Source organism: Rhizobium cauense (assembly GCF_019511525.1).
GTDB classification, from domain to species: domain Bacteria; phylum Pseudomonadota; class Alphaproteobacteria; order Rhizobiales; family Rhizobiaceae; genus Rhizobium; species Rhizobium cauense.
Genome location: NZ_JAEUAT010000009.1, coordinates 73,722 through 91,025 on the forward strand (window position 1 = coordinate 73,722; position 17,304 = coordinate 91,025).

17 protein-coding genes and 2 pseudogenes are annotated in these 17,304 nt (G+C 58.2%); 13 read left to right on the forward strand and 6 right to left on the reverse strand.

The genetic code is table 11. The annotated features are described in order from the left end of the window. Nucleotides 1-37: 37 nt before the first annotated feature. A pseudogene (locus JNB88_RS18070) lies at nt 38-898 on the reverse strand (ferritin-like domain-containing protein). A 136-nt stretch (nt 899-1,034) separates the two neighbouring features. Beyond that, nucleotides 1,035-1,403: a hypothetical protein gene (locus tag JNB88_RS18075; RefSeq protein ID WP_220356637.1), complete on the reverse strand. Its 369-nt coding sequence runs from the start codon at nt 1,401-1,403 to the stop codon at nt 1,035-1,037. Nucleotides 1,404-1,525: 122 nt separating this feature from the next. Between JNB88_RS18075 and JNB88_RS18080 the strand changes: the two genes are divergently transcribed. Continuing rightward, nucleotides 1,526-2,929, forward strand: a complete 1,404-nt coding sequence (locus JNB88_RS18080) for an ATP-binding protein (RefSeq protein WP_220356801.1) — start codon at nt 1,526-1,528, stop codon at nt 2,927-2,929. Nucleotides 2,930-3,834: 905 nt separating this feature from the next. Here JNB88_RS18080 and ku (JNB88_RS18085) read toward each other — a convergent pair. Together ku (JNB88_RS18085) and ku (JNB88_RS18090) are read right to left on the reverse strand one after the other, a co-directional pair. Beyond that, nucleotides 3,835-4,653: a non-homologous end joining protein Ku gene (gene ku, locus JNB88_RS18085; RefSeq protein ID WP_220356638.1), complete on the reverse strand. Its 819-nt coding sequence runs from the start codon at nt 4,651-4,653 to the stop codon at nt 3,835-3,837. Between the two features lie 11 nt (nt 4,654-4,664). After that, complete coding sequence (ku, locus tag JNB88_RS18090; RefSeq protein ID WP_220356802.1) at nt 4,665-5,546, reverse strand: non-homologous end joining protein Ku; 882 nt, start codon at nt 5,544-5,546, stop codon at nt 4,665-4,667. Between the two features lie 287 nt (nt 5,547-5,833). On the opposite strand from ku (JNB88_RS18090), the pseudogene JNB88_RS34640 reads away from it, so the two are divergent. The 11 genes and pseudogenes from JNB88_RS34640 to JNB88_RS18140 form a co-directional block, all read left to right on the forward strand. After that, nucleotides 5,834-6,028 (forward strand): annotated as a pseudogene (locus JNB88_RS34640) (N-6 DNA methylase); the annotation flags it as partial. Between the two features lie 203 nt (nt 6,029-6,231). Then, on the forward strand, nt 6,232-6,780 hold the full coding sequence (locus tag JNB88_RS33665) for a hypothetical protein (protein ID WP_223217240.1): 549 nt from the start codon (nt 6,232-6,234) through the stop codon (nt 6,778-6,780). 49 nt (nt 6,781-6,829) lie between these two features. Further along, nucleotides 6,830-7,180, forward strand: a complete 351-nt coding sequence (locus tag JNB88_RS33670) for a hypothetical protein (RefSeq protein ID WP_223217241.1) — start codon at nt 6,830-6,832, stop codon at nt 7,178-7,180. 12 nt (nt 7,181-7,192) lie between these two features. Next, nucleotides 7,193-7,630 (forward strand): hypothetical protein, encoded by a 438-nt coding sequence (locus tag JNB88_RS18105; protein ID WP_220356640.1) that lies wholly within the window; start codon nt 7,193-7,195, stop codon nt 7,628-7,630. 120 nt (nt 7,631-7,750) lie between these two features. Then, on the forward strand, nt 7,751-8,182 hold the full coding sequence (locus JNB88_RS18110) for a DUF3833 family protein (RefSeq protein WP_220356641.1): 432 nt from the start codon (nt 7,751-7,753) through the stop codon (nt 8,180-8,182). Then, entirely contained in the window at nt 8,166-8,450 is a 285-nt protein-coding gene (locus tag JNB88_RS18115; RefSeq protein ID WP_220356642.1) for a hypothetical protein, read from the forward strand. The genes JNB88_RS18110 and JNB88_RS18115 overlap by 17 nt, the downstream gene beginning before the upstream one ends. Nucleotides 8,451-8,796: 346 nt before the next feature. Beyond that, complete coding sequence (locus JNB88_RS18120) at nt 8,797-9,624, forward strand: transporter substrate-binding domain-containing protein (protein ID WP_220356643.1); 828 nt, start codon at nt 8,797-8,799, stop codon at nt 9,622-9,624. A 68-nt stretch (nt 9,625-9,692) separates the two neighbouring features. Beyond that, a complete protein-coding gene (locus JNB88_RS18125) occupies nt 9,693-10,973 on the forward strand; it encodes an NAD(P)/FAD-dependent oxidoreductase (protein WP_220356644.1) in 1,281 nt (426 codons plus the stop codon). A gap of 26 nt (nt 10,974-10,999) precedes the next feature. Beyond that, nucleotides 11,000-11,971, forward strand: coding sequence for an amino acid ABC transporter permease (locus tag JNB88_RS18130; RefSeq protein ID WP_220356645.1), 972 nt, complete (start codon nt 11,000-11,002; stop codon nt 11,969-11,971). After that, a complete protein-coding gene (locus JNB88_RS18135; protein WP_220356646.1) occupies nt 11,961-12,845 on the forward strand; it encodes a DMT family transporter in 885 nt (294 codons plus the stop codon). Before JNB88_RS18130 ends, JNB88_RS18135 begins: the two co-directional genes overlap by 11 nt. A gap of 18 nt (nt 12,846-12,863) precedes the next feature. Continuing rightward, nucleotides 12,864-13,610 carry an amino acid ABC transporter ATP-binding protein gene (locus tag JNB88_RS18140; RefSeq protein WP_220356647.1) on the forward strand — a complete coding sequence of 249 codons (747 nt, stop codon included), beginning with the start codon at nt 12,864-12,866 and terminating at the stop codon, nt 13,608-13,610. A gap of 194 nt (nt 13,611-13,804) precedes the next feature. Here JNB88_RS18140 and JNB88_RS18145 read toward each other — a convergent pair whose 3' ends face one another. Both JNB88_RS18145 and JNB88_RS18150 read right to left on the reverse strand, forming a co-directional pair. Next, a complete protein-coding gene (locus JNB88_RS18145) occupies nt 13,805-14,617 on the reverse strand; it encodes a PfkB family carbohydrate kinase (RefSeq protein ID WP_220356648.1) in 813 nt (270 codons plus the stop codon). A gap of 78 nt (nt 14,618-14,695) precedes the next feature. Then, nucleotides 14,696-15,709 carry an SIS domain-containing protein gene (locus JNB88_RS18150; RefSeq protein ID WP_220356649.1) on the reverse strand — a complete coding sequence of 338 codons (1,014 nt, stop codon included), beginning with the start codon at nt 15,707-15,709 and terminating at the stop codon, nt 14,696-14,698. A 235-nt stretch (nt 15,710-15,944) separates the two neighbouring features. On the opposite strand from JNB88_RS18150, the gene JNB88_RS18155 reads away from it, so the two are divergent. Beyond that, entirely contained in the window at nt 15,945-16,676 is a 732-nt protein-coding gene (locus tag JNB88_RS18155; RefSeq protein ID WP_220356650.1) for a GntR family transcriptional regulator, read from the forward strand. Nucleotides 16,677-17,304: the final 628 nt, after the last annotated feature.

The following is a 17,304-nucleotide window of genomic DNA, read 5'->3' on the forward strand; positions in this document are numbered from 1 at the left end:
CGCGACAAGTAGGTCTCCTGACCACAGTTAGTGCGAATCAGGTGCTCTTGATGGTACCGTTCATCCCGTTCGGGTAAAAACCTCCCTTGGTCGACCCTTCCTTGTCGGTAAGGTAAACGATCCGCAGCACCTCTTTCGGGGTCCGGGTAAAGGCAATGCCGTCCGGCGTTGAAGGTACGATATTGGCCCTCCCATCCATATGGAGGCCCTGGTCCTTGTCGTCTGAACCATCGATCTTGTCGCGCGCATCGGAGACTGCATTTGCCGCCTTCCAGGCTGCCTCGCCTTTTCTGTAAAGCGTGGATCGCGCCATTCCCATGTGGTACGCTTCAACTGCAAGAATTCCCGCGGCAGCAGCAACAAACTCTTTGCTTTGCAGTACAGTGGCGGCACCCGCGTACGCGGTAACGCCGACGTCTTCGAAGAGCATGCCGCCGAGAACAAAATTCATTTCGTTGCCAAAAGGATCGAAATCCTCGCCCAAGCCTGCCGCTTTCGCCACTGCCGCGAAACCGGAATCGAAGTCAATCTCCGGCCGGGGTACAGCCTGGTCGCCAAGGGTTCTGCGATAGAATTTCGCAAGTTCGTTTTCGGCCACCTCGCGCATGAACTCGCCGATTGCCGGGGTATCGAAGGTAACCTTTTTCCCGCCCTTGACCTGACCTGCGTCGGAGCCAACATCGGAATCGTCTATCCCTTTCCCGGAGGTTCCCCGGAGATAGTACTCAGCTTATATATAGTCCAGATTGAGCGCGAACTGGAACACGTCTTCGTCCTTGATATCGTTCGCGTCTTGAGCATGAGTCATTTTCGCAAGGCCCGTAGTTGAGGCGAGCACCGCACCAAAGCCAAACTGCAATAGTCTGCGACGGGGAAGGTAAACTGGAGGCGAACGCATGGCAGATCCTCCATGGCCCGCCGGCGTCAGTGTTGGCTCCTACTGCGGGCCATATCTTCGCGAACGGGGAACCAATAAAAATGTTCCCCAGATTGCTTGCCTAGTCGTGCTTTCAGGTGGAGGCTCTGCGGCACGCCTAGCTTGTCAGGGGGTCATGACTTGCAGCTTCCAGCACTTGGCGCACCCACGCTGCTAAATCCGGATCTCGGCGTAGAAATAACTGGAAAGCTTCTTCGTCCAGCTTCCCCTGCCGATAGGCGCTGATCAAATCTTTTTGCTGCTGGTTTAACGCGCTGGCTTTGGAAAACTTGCGGCCGACACTCTCTACCTTTGGTGACGGAGCCTTGAATGCCTCGAAATCGCTCGACGACATGGTGATTTCCTCCCAAGCCAGAAACAAAAAATCGCCGTGGGAAGTTCCCGAGTGGAACTGCCAATCAAACTTAGAAATCGCCTTCTTGGCACTGCTGGCGCGCTGCTGCGAGCGATCGTTCGTGTCCAGCATTTTTGACCGGAGCCGATATCCGGCTCGATCTCCCGCAGAACTTGACAAAAAGATCGCCATTAAGGTAAGCGAGATTAAGGTAATCACGATTAAGGTAATTATAATTAATGAAAGACGGGCATATGCAGTTTCTCGGTCGCGAACGTGAACTCAAGCTGGTGCGGACCGAATTGGATTCGCAACGACCTTCCCTCATCATCGTATTTGGCCGACGGCGGATCGGCAAATCGCGGTTCCTTCGGGAGGCCGCCAAGAATCGCCCGGAAATCTACTTTCAAGCGACCCGCGTCTCATCACTTTTGAACCTGGAGCAGTTCAAATCCGATGTCGGAAAGGCAATCGGATCAAAGCCACAGCTAGAAGCCCTGTCAAGCTGGGAGGGGGTACTGCACTATGTTGCCGAGCGTGCCGGCGAGCATCCGGGATTGATCGTCACGATCGACGAATTTCCGTATCTGCTTGATAACGAGCCAGCACTGCCATCGATCGTCCAGAAATTCTGGGATTCCGGCGCGCTTGCAGATGGGGCGATGAAACTGATCCTTTGCGGCTCTGCCATTTCTCAAATGGAAGACCTATTGGCGGAACGGAACCCGCTTTACGGGCGAAAAACCCTGTCGCTCGACATGAAGGCCTTGCCCCTTGTCGATGTCGCCAAGTTTTTCCCGGAGTACACGGCCGACGACATTATCAGAACCTACGCGATTTTTGGCGGCATTCCCTACTATCTTCAGCTTTGCGACGCTCAGGAACCGCTCCGCAACAACGTCATCAATCTCTTGCTCACAGAGACAGGCACGCTGATCGACGAACCGAACACGCTGTTGCAGACCGAACTCAGAGAGCCGTCCTTTTACTCAAGCGTGGTTGCGGCTATGTCTGACGGTTGCAACACTAAGTCGGAGATCGCAAACCGACTGGGTGTCAAAGCAGACGGTATTGGACCGTACTTGGCGAAACTGCTCGCGCTTGATTTGATCGATAATTCGAAATCGCTGGATGCCGACGAAAAGGGCCGAAACCGCCGCTATCGTGTTGCAGACAGCCTGATGTCGTTCTGGCATCGCTTCGTGCGACCAAACCTGAGTGCGATCAGCAGCGGGTTTGGCGAGGAGGTTTACGACCGCGTCGTGGAGCCTCGGTTCTCCGAGTACATGGGGATTGCGTTCGAACCGATCGCCCTTCAATTTGCAAGGCTTCATCTGCAGGAGGTCCTTGCGGTTCCGACGCAGGAGGTTGGCCAGATTTGGGGTCACGCCGATTTCGACATCGATGTCGCGGGGCGATTGTTGGATGGTGCATTCTTCTATGGCGAATGCAAATGGCGATCGCGCGTGATCGACCTTGGCCACGTCCGATTGTTGCGTGAGCGATCCGAGAAAACGACTTACGGAGAAGGAGCGACGGGCAAGCACTACCTGTTTTTCAGTAGAAGTGGTTTTTCAAGCGATGTCGAGAGTTTGGCGAAAGAAGACGAGCGGCTGCATCTGATAACCCCAGAAACACTGGTAAAACCGCGTCGGTAGAGGCGACAACGCGGGGCCCATTGCCACTCCTAACGCGCCGCCAGACGCATGTGGCATTTGCTCCATAACGCCGGTAATTTCTGTAGTAATTCAGATGCCTAAGCTGCTTTTGGTGGTCTTTGCTACCTAATGCTGATGTTTTCCATCCCCACCGCTTCTGGCCTTCGCGGAGACTGTTCAGGCCCGAGCGCGTCCTTTTGTATGATATCCGCCCCCGTCACCCTCTCTCTAAAATTGCTACACGAGCGCGATGCTCCTCATATCGCGCGCCCACAGTGGCCCCGAGCAAAATTACAACTCCCATTGCGGCAGCGCCGAAAATGACGATCAGGTAATTGAGCCGGATGTCGATACTTACCCTCGGCCTTTGGTGGGCTCGCTCACGCGATGTGACACTTGGTCGCCCTTTAGATGAACTGTCCTTATAGTCGTGTTGCTGTGTCATAACTCGCCTCGGTGCGGTGACCAATCAACCGGACAACTACCAAGGGGCTTTCAAGTTCCAAGTCCCCCGCCCACTGCCGCACGCCCTTTGTGGTGGTGGGTTGGCAAGGGTTTGCCCATCGTTGGCAACACGATGGGGGCAAGTCGTCTGTGAAATAACGCTCGTAGCGATCGAGGCGGGAGCACTTCGAAACCCGACAGCGATCTGCAGCAGCGCAAGTGACCCGAAGAAATCTGACGCGAGCCGAACAAACTCCACGGTCGAAAGTGCGAATTCGTCCGCGATGAACGGACCCTCGACACCGAAATGGCTTCGGAAATACATGCTGGCCCGGAATGCGGTACAGAAGGCGGGCAGGGAAGTAGTCGTTTGCTCCTCGCGGAAAGGCCCGCGGTCGCCCGAGCTCCGTGGACACTCGATCGAGATCAGTTGCTCCGGAAGCTCGGACTATCACGCATTGTCATCCAGTCTTTTTTCGTCCCTTGAGATCCGCTTCGACGCTTTTCTTCAACGCATCCATGATGTTGATGACGTTGGAAGGTTGATCAGATGCGTCCTTCTTGCTCTTCGCTTTTTTGGCAGGCTTCAAAGCTTTTTTCTTGGAGGCAATAAGCTTGAGCAGGCTTTCCTGAATGGGGTCAGTGACCATTGAGGATGACCATTTCTCCAACCGCGGCTTTATCATCTTTTTGATGGCTGCGACCGTCTTGGGGTCGGCCTTCTTTTCTATTCCCTGGAAATACTCTCCCTCGGGACGGACCTCGTCGCCGAAGCGAAGTGTCCAGACAACGATGCCTTCCCCGCGCGGCTCCAGCACGACGGCCCTTTCTCGCCTGCCGATGACCACCCGCGATATCCCCAGGACGTTTTCGGCCTTCATGGCCTCGCGAATAACGGCGAACGCCTCGTTGCCAATCTTGTCGTTTGGCATGAGATAGTGCGGAGTGTCGAGGTAAACCCACTCGATGCTTTCACGGGGCACGAATTTCTCGATATCGATCGTACGAACTGTTTCCAGCTCGACCGATTCCAGCTCGTCATCGGTCAGCAGCACATAGTCGTTATCGCCGCGTTCATATCCCTTGGCCTCGTTTTCATCCGTCACGGGCCTGCCCGTTATCGAGTCCACGTACTGCGAGACGACGCGGTTTCCTGTTGCCTTGTTGAGCGTATGGAAGCGGACCTTTTCGCTTTCAGAGGTCGCTGGACTCATCGCGACGGGGCAGGTGACAAGTGAGAGTTTGAGATAGCCTCTCCAGTAGGTACGACGAGGGGCCATAGGTAATCCTCCTAGCCGGCTTTCTTGTGCGCGCTCTTGCCGCTGGATTTCTCCGCGGTTGCCTTCCTAGTCTTCCGCGAGTTCGTGTTGGCGGCAGACTTCTTGGGTTTTGCATCGCCCATGCCTGCACTTTCGCGCAGTGCCTTGAGGAGATCATTGGGTTTGGAAACCTGGACGGGCTTTGGCTTGGGAAGCGCCTTGCCCTCGGCCTTCGCCTTCACCAGCTCCTCGAGAGCGTTTTCGTACCGGTCGTCGAATTTTGCCGGATCGAAATCGCCCTTCTTGGTGCCGATGATATGCTTGGCGAGGTCGAGCATTTCGCCTTTGACCTCGATCTTTGGCATTTCCCTGAATGCCTCGTCGGATGAGCGGACCTCGTAGTCGAAGTTGAGTGTAGTGGCGATGAGACCTCGCCCTTGTGCCCGGATCAAAACTGTCCGCATACGGCGAAATAGAACGGTCCTGGCGATTGCCGTGGTGTTCGCCTCCTTGAGCGCGTCGCGAAGTCCGGCGAACGCATCCTCGGACACATCGTCCGTCGGGACGAGATAATAAGGCTTGTCGAAATAGACGTCGTCAATGTCGGAACACGGAAGGAACGCTTCGATTTCGAGCATCTTGTCCGAATCCGGAATGACAGCCGTCACCTCTTCCGGGTCGATCATGATGTATTGGCCGTTGCCGACATCAAAGCCCTTCACCTGCTCGTCGCGGTCGACAGTTTCTTCGGTTTCGCTATCAACAAACTCCCGGCGAACGCGGTTGCCTGTGGCTTTGTTGATGGTATGGAACGTGATGCGGTCTGACGTTGAGGCCGCCGTATAGAGACCAACGCCAAAACTGATCTCACCGATCTTGAGGTGGCCCTTCCATTGAGCGCGATGCGCAGCCATGAGGTAACTCCCTGCGGAACCTTCCATCAACTCTCCTTTCTGGCTTTCGTTCCGAGCGGACAAAGGAGTTAGTTTTTATGTCGGAGCGCGCGTTCGTTCTGACACTCGTTCGGTTAACCACCGTAGGGCCTACGCAAAACGCCGGAGAAACGTCCAGCCACGGCGTCAGTTCCTCGTGAAGGAATATATTTTGACTCGCCTCACCAATGAACTTGCCCAGACCGACCTTCTGCAGTGAGGCCCGCGCGACACTGCAATTCGAGGGGTACGTCCGCTTTTAAAGCTCGACAACGCTCTTCAAGACCTACCAGCAGACCCTTGGCAGCAGGATCAAGATGATCGAGCAGCGGGCCCGGCGACGACATCTTGGTGTCTGTCGTCACCGATGGGCGCCATCCCGCGATCGACCTACGCTTCGTCATGCCGGCGGCGGAGAACGAGGAGGCAACAAGCTCCATCAGCCGGTCCGCAGTGTCCATCAATCGACTGCTTCTCTTGCTCTCTCGTGTGCCCCCTCCCTTCGCAGCTAAGGCCGCACAATCTTTGCGCGCGCCACAGTACGACCAAGGTCCGAGGTCGCATGGACTGAGGTCCCCCAGACGGAACAGCGCAGCCAAACTCTAGTTTGTTGAGCAGCACCGACCGCAAGTGTCCGGCGCTAAACTCAAATACAAGAGGAGAAACTATGTTCAAGTCTACCAGCATCGCACTCGCAGCGGCCCTACTCGCCAGCACAGCATTTGCACAAACATCAAGCACGGTCGGGACAGGCGGTTCGTCCGCTGGCGGCGGCACATCGAGCAGCACCGTCGGGACAGGCGGCAGCTCCTCTGGCGGCGATTGCGCAGCCGGGGCCACTGGCTGTCCGTCGGGGACGTCCTCGACAGTCGGGACAGGCGGTTCGTCCGCAGGTGGCGGGACGTCGAGTAGCACAGTTGGGACTGGTGGCTCTGCGGCCGGTTCGGGCTCGGGCTCTTCGTCCACGCTCGGCACAGGTGGTTCTTCGGCTGGTGGCGGCACATCAAGTAGCTCGGTGGGAACGGGGGGCTCAGCCGCCGGTTCGGGTAATACTGGTTCAGCTTCCTCGGTGGGAACAGGCGGCTCTTCGGCAGGTGATGGTCAGTCCGGAAGCACGGTCGGTACCGGCAGTAGCCAGGCTGGATCCCACGATAGCAAAGGCAAGAAGGGGTGCGCTCCGGGCCAAATGAAGAAAAACGGCACCCACTCCTGCTAATCAGCGCGGCCGACGTCACGGGCGTCGGCCTTCTTTTGTGGAGGCAAAAATGTCCACTCTCACGAAATCCGTGATCTATGCAACCGCTCTGGTGTGGGCTGGCCAAGCATCTTCCGAAAGCATCACGCTCGACGACGGGACCATCTGCACGGTTATCGAAGGTCACTCCTCTGCTGGCGGCATGTCTACATCGGTGACCGCCGGCAACGGCAAGGTAAGCTCATCGACGACGACTGGAAAAGAAACCTCGTCCAGCACGGCGACGTCGTCCGCATCCAGCTCCTCGACCGGCTCGGGCAGCGTCGACAGTTTCTCGACAGCGAGCAAAACACGTCCAGACGGCTCGGTGGTGACGAAGCGCTCGGATGGCACCTGTTCAATCACCAAACCTTCGAAGTAGGAGGACGGGGAAATGCGAAAACTCCTGGCAATGATAGCCGTGGTGTGTGTGTCGACAGCGACTAGCGCTTTGGCGCAGGATTGCAGTTCAGCAGGTACCATCGGAACTGGCGGAAGTGCTAGTGCTGGCGGGACATCTGCAAGTTCTGTTGGGACGGCAGGTGCGTGCCAAACCGACGGCGGCAATTCATCTTCCATAGCCTCGGGCGGAAGCGCAGCGAGTGATGGCGGTAAAGCGATGAGCAAAACGCACGTCAATGAGAACGGCGACAAGTTGAAGGCACAAACGAAGGCTCAGGCTGTCGACAAGGGGACCTTCAGCAAATCGCGAACCAAGACGAGTACGGACGGCGATAGCCTCCAAAGTACAACGCGCACCATGTCGCACGTGCCGGGGCAGAAGCCTGTTAAGAGCACGACCAACCAGAACGTTATACTACCCGAAGAATAGCCCGGCCAAAAACAGGAAAGGAATCAAAAGATGAATAATTTAATCTGGCTCGTCGGTGCAGTTGTCATCGTTCTCGCTATCCTGAGCTTCTTCGGCTTTCGCTGATGCTGTTATTTTCTTATGGCTGTGCCCGGTTCATGGGCGCAGCCTGTCTTCTCCTCAAGCTCTAGCCTCACCAAATTCGTACCGTCGCCTAGCGCCTTTCACTGGAAATACACGCGCGACGTTCCCGCGGCGGGTGGCGGCTCGTCAAAGGTCGGGTTCGACGACTGGTTCTGGCTCCAGGACAAGAGGACCATGATCGCCCATGCCTCCCTGGCCAAGCTCGGCGTCGAGGTGGCGACGCTCAACGCGTTCTATCAAAAGGACATCATGGAGGATCAAACACCGCGCAAACGGCGTTCAATCAGCCGGAAAGAAGGGCAACAGGCGTCCGATAACACGACGAAGGTTGCTAATAGCCTCGGCGAGGAACGTAGTCCTGAAGTCCGCGCTCTGCGCAAGGCACGGCAGGACGCTTTAACCGGAACCATCGATGACGGTGTTGGGTAAGCTCCGGGATATGACTTCCAACGATCGCCGAGTTCTGATGGAAGAACTTGCCGCGAGTTTGTCCGAGAAGGCCGCCTACGCTTCGCTTGAGGGAAACGAAGCGCTCGCGATGGTCATGAGGGCCGTCGGCAGCGCGATGGAGGCGGCGGGCGCCGACATAGCGGAGCAGGATATTGTGCTTGCCGAGGATGTTGTGGCCAAAGCGGTGTCGCTCATCGTGACGTTTCGGTGCATCTATCCTGAAGACGGTCCTGCTACCGTCCAATAGCTGCTGGCGATCAGCTCCGGATGGTGGCACGCTGCTACGCAGCCAGTCGCCCAGTTCAGGGACGCCGGAATTGATTTCGGTCTGGTCATGATGGTTGGCCCAAGGGTACCGGTGCGCTGTGGATCACGCGTCATCCCACGCCGCTTTCGTCGACATGGTGTGCTTTAGAGCTGCGCGAGCGCGTCGATGCCCTGGCCGATTTCCATCCACAAGCAAGATGAGGTGATGTCCAAAATTCATTAACTCTGTAAGCATTGAGCCTTGACACTCCCACGGTCATGCAATCAAGTTGCGTTGTCAGACATCTTACATAAAGCGGAACGACGGCTGACGTTTTGGAGGAATCATGAAATCTTTGCTGAAGAGCATGGTGATCGGCGCAGCCGCACTCGCCATTGCTTCCGTTGCTCACGCCGGCGCGACCCTCGATCGCGTCATGTCGAAGAAGGCCATGGTGGTTGCCACCAACAGTGGCTGGCCCCCGCAAAGCTATCTCGACGATAATAATCAGATGGTCGGCTTCGACATCGACGTCTCGCGCGAAATTGGCAAGCGCCTCGGCGTCGATGTCAGCTTCGAGACCCCCGATTGGGCGACGCTCACCGGCGGACACTGGCAAGGCCGCTATGACGTCGGCGTCGGCTCCGTTACACCGACTAAGGCACGCGCCCAGGTGATCGACTTTGCCGGCATCTACTACTTCAGCCCCTACGTCTACGTGCTGCACAAGGACAGCCCAGTCAAGACCGTGACCGATCTGAATGGCAAGGTGATCGGCGTTGAAACCGCCACCACCTCCGAAGACTTCATGCGCCATCAGCTGCAGATTGATGCCCCCGGTCTGCCGCCGATCGAATATAAGGTCACGGCTGGCGAGATCCGCACCTTCGCGGATTCCATGCTGCCCTTCGACGACCTGCGCCTTGGGCCGGGCGTGCGAATTGACGCCGTCGTAGCGCCGGAGCAGACTGCCAACAACGCCATCAAGAACGGCTATCCGTTGCGCGTCCTTGAAGGCGAGTACGCCTTCCGCGAGCCGCTCGTCGTGATTGCTGAAAAGGGCGACGCCGACTGGACCGCCAAGATCGGCGAAATCATCAAGGCAATGAAGGCCGACGGCACGCTCGGCACGCTGACCAAGAAATGGTACGGCGCCGACTACAGCGCCGACTAGGTGATCCCGGGTCCGGACGGTCTTGCTGCCCGGGCCCTTTTTTTGCCGTTTGTCCTGAAAGAGCCGCCATGTCCTACCCCGATACCTACTACCGCCGCACAATGACAGACACCACCGTTCGCCCTGCGCTCAGCGGCCAGACAGAGTGCGACACGGTGATCGTAGGCGGCGGGCTTGCCGGGCTCACCACCGGCTTGCAGCTCGCGCGCGCGGGCGTCTCCGTCGTTGTGCTTGAGGCCGAATCTGTTGGCTTCGGCGCTTCGGGCCGCAACGGCGGCTTCGTCAGCGCCGGATTTGCCACCGACAATTCCGCAATCGCACGCGTCGCCGGCAACGAGGCCGCCAAGAAAATTCATCGTCTCTCCGTCGAAGGCGTGGAGTTCGTTCGCGACACCATCCGTGATCTCAACATTGCAGACGCCAATCCCCAGCCCGGAATCATCAGCGCGCTCCGCTACGACGGCGGCGACAGCCTCAGGCAATATGCCGACGAGATGAATCGTGACTACGGCAGTGAACTTGAATTCATGGATCGGGACCAAGTTCGCGCCGTGCTGAAGTCGCCGCGTTATTTCCAGGCATTGCGCAGCCAAAAATCCTTCCACATGCACCCGCTCAACTATCTCAGGGCCGTGGCGGCGGAGATCGAACGCCTCGGAGGTCGCATCTATGAGAACTCGGCTGCAGCCGATTGTCGGCTTACAAGCGCCGAAAAGATCGTGAGGACGGCAGCCGGCCAAGTGAAGGCACGCCGCGTCGTTCTAACCACCGGCGGCTATACGGGTCACCTGGTGGGCAAGCTCAAGCGTTCGTTCCTACCGATCGCCACCTACGTTATGATCTCAGAGGAAGACCCCGAGCTGATCGCCAGGGCGATCGCCACTTCTTGCGCAATCGGCGACAATCGCCGTGCCGGCGACTACTACCGCGTCGTCGACGGCGGCAAGCGCCTGCTCTGGGGTGGTCGTATCACCACGCGTGCCGCATCGCCTGCAGCCCTTGCGCGTGAACTGCGCCACGAAATGGTCGGCACTTATCCGCAGCTTGCCGAACTCAAGACGGAACTCGCCTGGTCAGGGCTGATGTCCTATGCCCGTCACCTCATGCCCCAGATCGGAGAGATGATGCCGGGCGTGTGGCATTGCACCGCTTTCGGAGGTCACGGCCTGAACACAACGGCAATCGGCGGCAAGGTGGTCGCCGAAGGAATTCTCGGCCAATCCGAGCGCTATCGGCTGTTCCAGCCTTTCGGCCTGGTCTGGGCCGGCGGCATCGCCGGACTGGCTGCAGCCCAGCTCACCTATTGGAAATTGCAGGCGCAAGACTGGTGGCGCGAACGGGCCGCCTAAAAGAACGCCACGGGGAGATCTTCGGAATGATTGGAAGACTGATATTGAACTATCCGGATGCCGCCAGACGAACCGGCATCCTTCTCATGCTGGCGCTGCTGTCGGCAGCATTTTACGCGCTCGGCATCAGCTCGGCCTGGATGGGAAGGTTGGTTCCGGTCACCGTCGGCTGGATCACCGACAGTCCCGAGGCCAGTCGCCTCGTTTCTGCGGTGCTGATTTCGCTCATCATCGCCGTAAACATCAAGCTGCTGCGACTCCTGCCGCGGCGGCAGCAGATCGTCGGTGTGTGGGTCGAGCTTTTCGTCCTGCTGATGCTGTTCTTCTACTCCTTCAATCTGTCCTTTGCCTTTATCGCCAAGAAAATCGGCTTCCTGATCACCCAGGGCGTTTCGACGACGCTCTATATTTCGGCGATCTCCATCGTGATCGCCACCGTTATCGCGCTTGCAGGCGCGATCGCGAAGCTTTCGAAGAACGGCGTGATCTACGGCCTTGCGACCTTCTATACTTCGCTCTTCCGCGGCCTGCCGCTGCTGATGCAGATCTACATCATCTACCTTGGACTGCCGCAGGTGGGCTATGTCATCGGCGCTGTGCCGGCCGGCATTCTCGCGCTGTCGCTCTGCTACGGCGCCTATATGACGGAAATCTTCCGCGCCGGCATCGAGAGCATTCCGCGCGGCCAGTCGGAAGGCGCAACGGCGCTGGGCTTGAGCCCCAACCAGACGATGTTCCTCGTCATTCTGCCGCAGGCGATGCGCGTCATCATTCCGCCGACCGGCAACCAGTTCATCGCCATGCTGAAGGATTCGTCTCTCGTATCCGTCGTCGGTGTATGGGAGATCATGTATCTCGCGCGCACGCAGGGACAGACGGAATTCCGTCATATCGAAATGCTGATCACCGCGTCGATGATCTACTGGCTGCTCTCCATCGGACTTGAGTTCCTGCAGGCGCGCATCGAAGAACGGTTTGGACGCTTCAATGTCAGATAGCGTTCGGGCGGCGTCGGTCGCCGACGTCGGTGCCAGCTCCAATCTTCGTGCCGCTGGCATCGTGATCGCTGCCTTCGCCGTCTTTTCCGGCACCGATGCATTGGTAAAGCTCTTGAGCGCCGACCTCAGGGTTCCGCAGGTGACCTTCATGATCACGCTTGCGGCGCTTCTCCTTGTCGGCGGGCGAGCCGTCGTCACCCGTGGGGTCGACGAGCTCGTGCCTCGCCAGCTGGGCCTGGCGCTCGTGCGAGCCCTGCTGCTCGCCGGCGACACGCTGCTGATCCATTACGCGTTCGCGGCGCTGCCGCTAGCCGAAGCCTATGTGCTTGCGTTCCTGTCGCCTATCCTCGTCGCCATTCTGGCCGTTGCCTTTCTCGGCGAGCGCCTGTCAATGATCGGGTGGCTTGGCGTCATCCTTGGCTTCGCTGGCGTCGCAGTGGCGCTTCGCCCGGCGGCGGTCGCGCTCAATTTCGGCCATGTGGCCGCGATCGGCTCGGCCCTGCTTTTCGCGTTCTCGCTGGTTCTCTTACGAAAGACGAGGGCCGATGAGTCCGACAGTGCACTCGTCGCGACGCTGCTCTTGGTCTTGACCGTCACTGCATTTGGCGTGACGGTGGCGACCGGTGGTTTCACCCCTGTGACGCCGCGGGCGCTGGCCCTTGCCTTTCTTGCAGGCGCGTTTCTCTATGCGGGCCACGCCCTTTTGGTACGGGCGTTCCGCACCGGCGATGCCGCGGTCGTCGCCCCCTTCCAATACAGCCAGATCGTCTGGGGCTGCCTCTATGGCGCGATGCTGTTCGGTGCCCCTATCGAAACCTACACAATCGCCGGGGGGATCATTATCATCTTCTCCGGCTGGCTCGTGCTGAAGTGATCTCAAGGAGGAGATGATTTGACGTTAAACCCGCGGCCGGAAATCGAGCTTACCGGCGTCAACAAATGGTACGGAGAATACCATGCTCTCAACGACATTAATCTTGCGATCCGCAAGGGAGAGCGCGTTGTCATATGCGGCCCTTCCGGGTCGGGCAAGTCGACGCTGATCCGCTGCATCAACCGACTTGAGGTCCACCAGGAAGGCCGGATCCTCGTCGGCGGAACCGAGCTGTCGGAGAACGAGAAGAATATCGACGAAATCCGCCGCGAGGTGGGCATGGTATTTCAGCACTTCAACCTCTTCCCGCACCTGACGATCCTTGAAAACTGCATTCTTGCCCCGGTCTGGGTGCGCAGGATGGACAGGAAGAAGGCGAAGGAAATTGCCATGCATTATCTGGAGCGCGTGCGCATCCCTGAGCAGGCAGACAAATACCCGGGCCAGCTTTCCGGCGGCCAGCAACAGCGCGTGGCGATCGCCCGGGCGCTCTGCATGCAGCCAAAGGTCATGCTGTTCGACGAGCCGACATCGGCGCTCGATCCAGAAATGGTCAAGGAAGTGCTCGAAACAATGGTGTCGCTCGCCGACACCGGTATGACAATGGTGTGCGTGACGCATGAGATGGGTTTTGCCCGCCAAGTCGCCGACCGCGTCATCTTCATGGATAGGGGCGCGATCGTGGAAGAGGCAGCGCCCGCAGTGTTCTTCGACAATCCGCAGAACGAGCGCAGCAAGCTCTTCTTGAGCCAGATTTTGCATTGAGCTTACGAAGCGGCCGATCGTTGATCGGCCGCTTCGTCCTGTACCGCCTCAATGTCGAACTTGAAGTGGGGGCTTTTTCGATGAGCGCGCGAATGTGAAAAAATGCTTCGCTTAGTTAAAACAACTCGCCCTCAGCAATTCGATGTGGCTAAGGGCAGATCAGACCTTCGCGAGTATGGAATTTAAGATCGGAGTCAAAGCGGCATCGGCTGCTGCGGAAAGCCGCCGACATGGGTACAAGTGATGGCCGCCTGGTCGCGGCCGTTCTCCAGGCAGGCAGCAAGCGGGCGGCCGGCGATGAACGCGACCAAGAAGCCGGCGATAAAGCTGTCGCCTGCACCGGTCGTATCAATCACCGTGACCGGTTTGATCGCGGTTTCCGCTTTCTCCATCTTATAACGGGCAAGTGCTCCCTCCTCCCCACAGGTGACGACAGCGCAACCAGCACCCGCCGCCAACAGATCGTCGAGCCTTTGCTCGGCTGCCATGTCTCGCGCACCGGCGGAGGCAAAGGCAACGGTCAGACCTTCGACACCGAGATTTTGCTGATCCGCATTCACAGAAACGTCCTGGGACAGGCTGACGCCCTCGGCAACAAGGCGTCGGCGTAGCGCGCCACCGTCGTCTATCCAGCCGAGATGCACATGATCCATTGTCTTCAGCACGGCGAAATCGGCGTCGTTTGGGCGGTAGCCGGCGCAGGCGCCGAAATCCTCGTAGGCTATAATCCGGTCGCCCGAAGGTGCCTGCTCGATGTCCGTATAGGCGGTAATGCCGGCGCGCACCTGAAGATGGCTTGTTTTGACGCCATTAGCCTCAAGCGCCTTTTTTGTTCGCTCGCCATCGGCATCATCACCCACCGCTCCGAAATAGAGGGCGTCGTGACCAAGCCGCGCAAGCTGCACCGCCACGTTAACGGCGTTGCCCCCGACCAGCGACTGGCCCACCGGGGGCTGGAATCGATCGATACAGTTGTCGCCGACCGCCGCAAACCGGAACCGCGTCATGCAATGTCTCCTTTCCAAGAAAAAGCAAGGCCGCGAGCCCATCAGCGTCGCGGCCTTGGCTCGTCCTTCTACCAGCAATCAGTATGCGACGCGCTTGTAATAGCGACGGGTCGTCAGCGGGTGATTGCGCATGACTTCCAGATGGGCGCTTATGCGCTCCAGCACGGTTGCCACCAGCACCGGTGAAATAAGCGCGCGAACTTCTGCAGAAATGCCCGGGAGCTCGAATTCGGCGGTATCCAGCACCGTCAGCTTGTTCGTGTAGTTCGGCACGAAATTCTGAACGCGCTCGGCGAGGGGACGATAGGCATCCTCGCCCTTGAAGAGAATGACGCTGACATCTTTCTCGACCAGTTCGAGCGTGCCGTGGAAGAAGTCGGATGCGTGGACCGGGCGGGTCCGTATCCACTGCATCTCCTCCAGAATGCACATGCCGTAGTAAAAGGCTTCCGGCCAGACATTCCCGGCGCCGGTGACGATGTGGTAGTCCGAGCCCGCGAAGGCCTTTGCGTAAGTCTGCGCCTTGCTTTCGAAATTCCGCTTCACTTCCAGGAGTAGAGCCGGCAGCTGCGTGAGCTCGGTTTTGAGCTGATCGTAGTTGGCGATCTCGCCACGGTGCTTCATGATCGACAGCGCGATGAAGAGCGATTGTAGATAGAAGGATTCGCAGGACGTATCGTCTTCAGCGAAGTTCACAAAAACATGGTCGCCACCCTTGCCGAGTGGCGTTTCAACGTGGCCGACCAGCGTCAGGACGGTTGCGCCGATTTCTTTTAGCTTTGCGAGCAGCGCGACACTTTCCTTCGTCGTGCCTGAAAGCGACGGCATGACCACGATGGACTTTGCCGTCAGATTGGCAGCCCCACCGATCACGATCTCTGCCGTCAGGTCGATGAAGGCCGGGAATCGCGACTTGCGCTGCAGCAACTGGGCGGCCGGCTGCATCAGGATGCCCGCGCCTCCGGTGCCCAGGAAAAAGACGTTTTCGGCGCCAGCCTTCAGGCAGGAGCCGACCACATCGTCAAGGCGCTGGGCCAGCCCTACGGCGCCGGACTGGATACGCAGGAATCGTTGCTCGTCAAAATTTAGCATAGAACTCTCGTCGTTTGATGACACTGTCGTTTCGGAAATTCGGCATGCCTCTCGAAAGGTTGTAAGACAACTGACATCTTCCTTCGTAGCTGTCAAGTGTCACTGCGCTGAGTGTGGAAGCCGCCTGTACTCCTATCGCCTCGCCCTTCCACGGGTGAGTTGCCCCCCAGCCTTGACCTGAGGAAATTTGTCAGACAAGAAAAAGGACCGTAGTGGACCCAGAGAGAAAACTCGATTGAACGATTCCATTCGCGATACGCGCACCATCGTCATCCAGCTCCGTGCCCGTATCGCCGAACTCATTCGCAACGAAGGCCTGAAGCCGGGCGACAAGCTGCCGACCGAAGCCCAACTTACCGAGCGTTTCAACGTTTCACGGCCGGCGCTTCGCGAAGCGCTGAAGCTGTTGGAGCAGGAAGGTGAGATCTACGTCGAGCACGGCCGCGGTCGCTTCGTTTCGGCGATCTCCGCCGTTCAGGTCGACCGCCCCATTACCGTCTTTGAAAGCGTCACCGACATGACGCGCGCCTATGGCTATAAGCCGATCAATAAGGTTCTCTCGATTTCGGAAGAAATGCCCGATGCGGAGATAGCAAAGCATCTACAGCTCGGCGAGGCGGAACGTGTTATCCGTATCGAGCGCCTGCGCCTCGAGCGTGATGAACCGATAATGTACTGCGTTGACTATGTCCCGCGCAGGATTGTTCCGATGCGTCTCTACGATATCGACTGGAGCGGCTCGTTGCTTTCGCTGCTGGGGCAATACAGGCAGCGTCCGCGCATGTCCTCGGCCACGGTCAGTGCCGTCATGCTTCCCGCACCGGTGGTCGAACGCAACGATCTAAGGGATTTTGGACCCGCCTTGCTTATCACCGAGACCTGTTTCAACGAGCTGGGAGTGCCGGTAATCTACGCGATCGACTATCACAGAGGGAGCCACTTCTCCTTCAGCCTTGTACGCAAATAGAACAGCTGCGGCCTGAGCACCAGCGGCCTATCTGCAAATCGCGCCGGTGCGCTTCGAGTATAGCTATCGCGCGACAGGTGGAGTTCCTGTTTCCGAACCTGTTTTTTCGCGCAGTAGGCGGCGGCTTGTGTAACCTAAGCCTGTCGCCTGAGCTTTGCCAATTTTGTCCCAGAGGGCAAATTGCGCGAAGCAATGGAAAGCATCGAGCCGGTAGCGATCGCGCCAGGAACGATTTCGATCTCCTTGTCGCACTCGGGGCGGACCCGGTACCCGACTGAGCCAACAATTAGTCTCGCTATCGAGAAAGGCGATTTCTACGGCTCCGCTCTTGTCCTCAACGGGGAGCCCGCCTGACGATCAATCGGCTTGCCAGTCGTTAGACGGCTCTTCGACCTCTCCAGGATCGTCGGCCGGGTCGGGATCCTTCTTGTAGGAGACCCTCAACGCTTCGATCTCTTCGCTGATCGCGTCATAGACCTCGGAGTGCCTAGCGCCGAGAAGACAAGATCATCGAAAGCTCTCGAGCTTGAGCCGCAGGTCGTCGCGCCAGTTGCCGTTCATGGCCGTTGCTCCGTTCGCAGACGGGCGCCATGGCACAGAAGGATCCAAGTCGGGCAGTGCTGGCGCG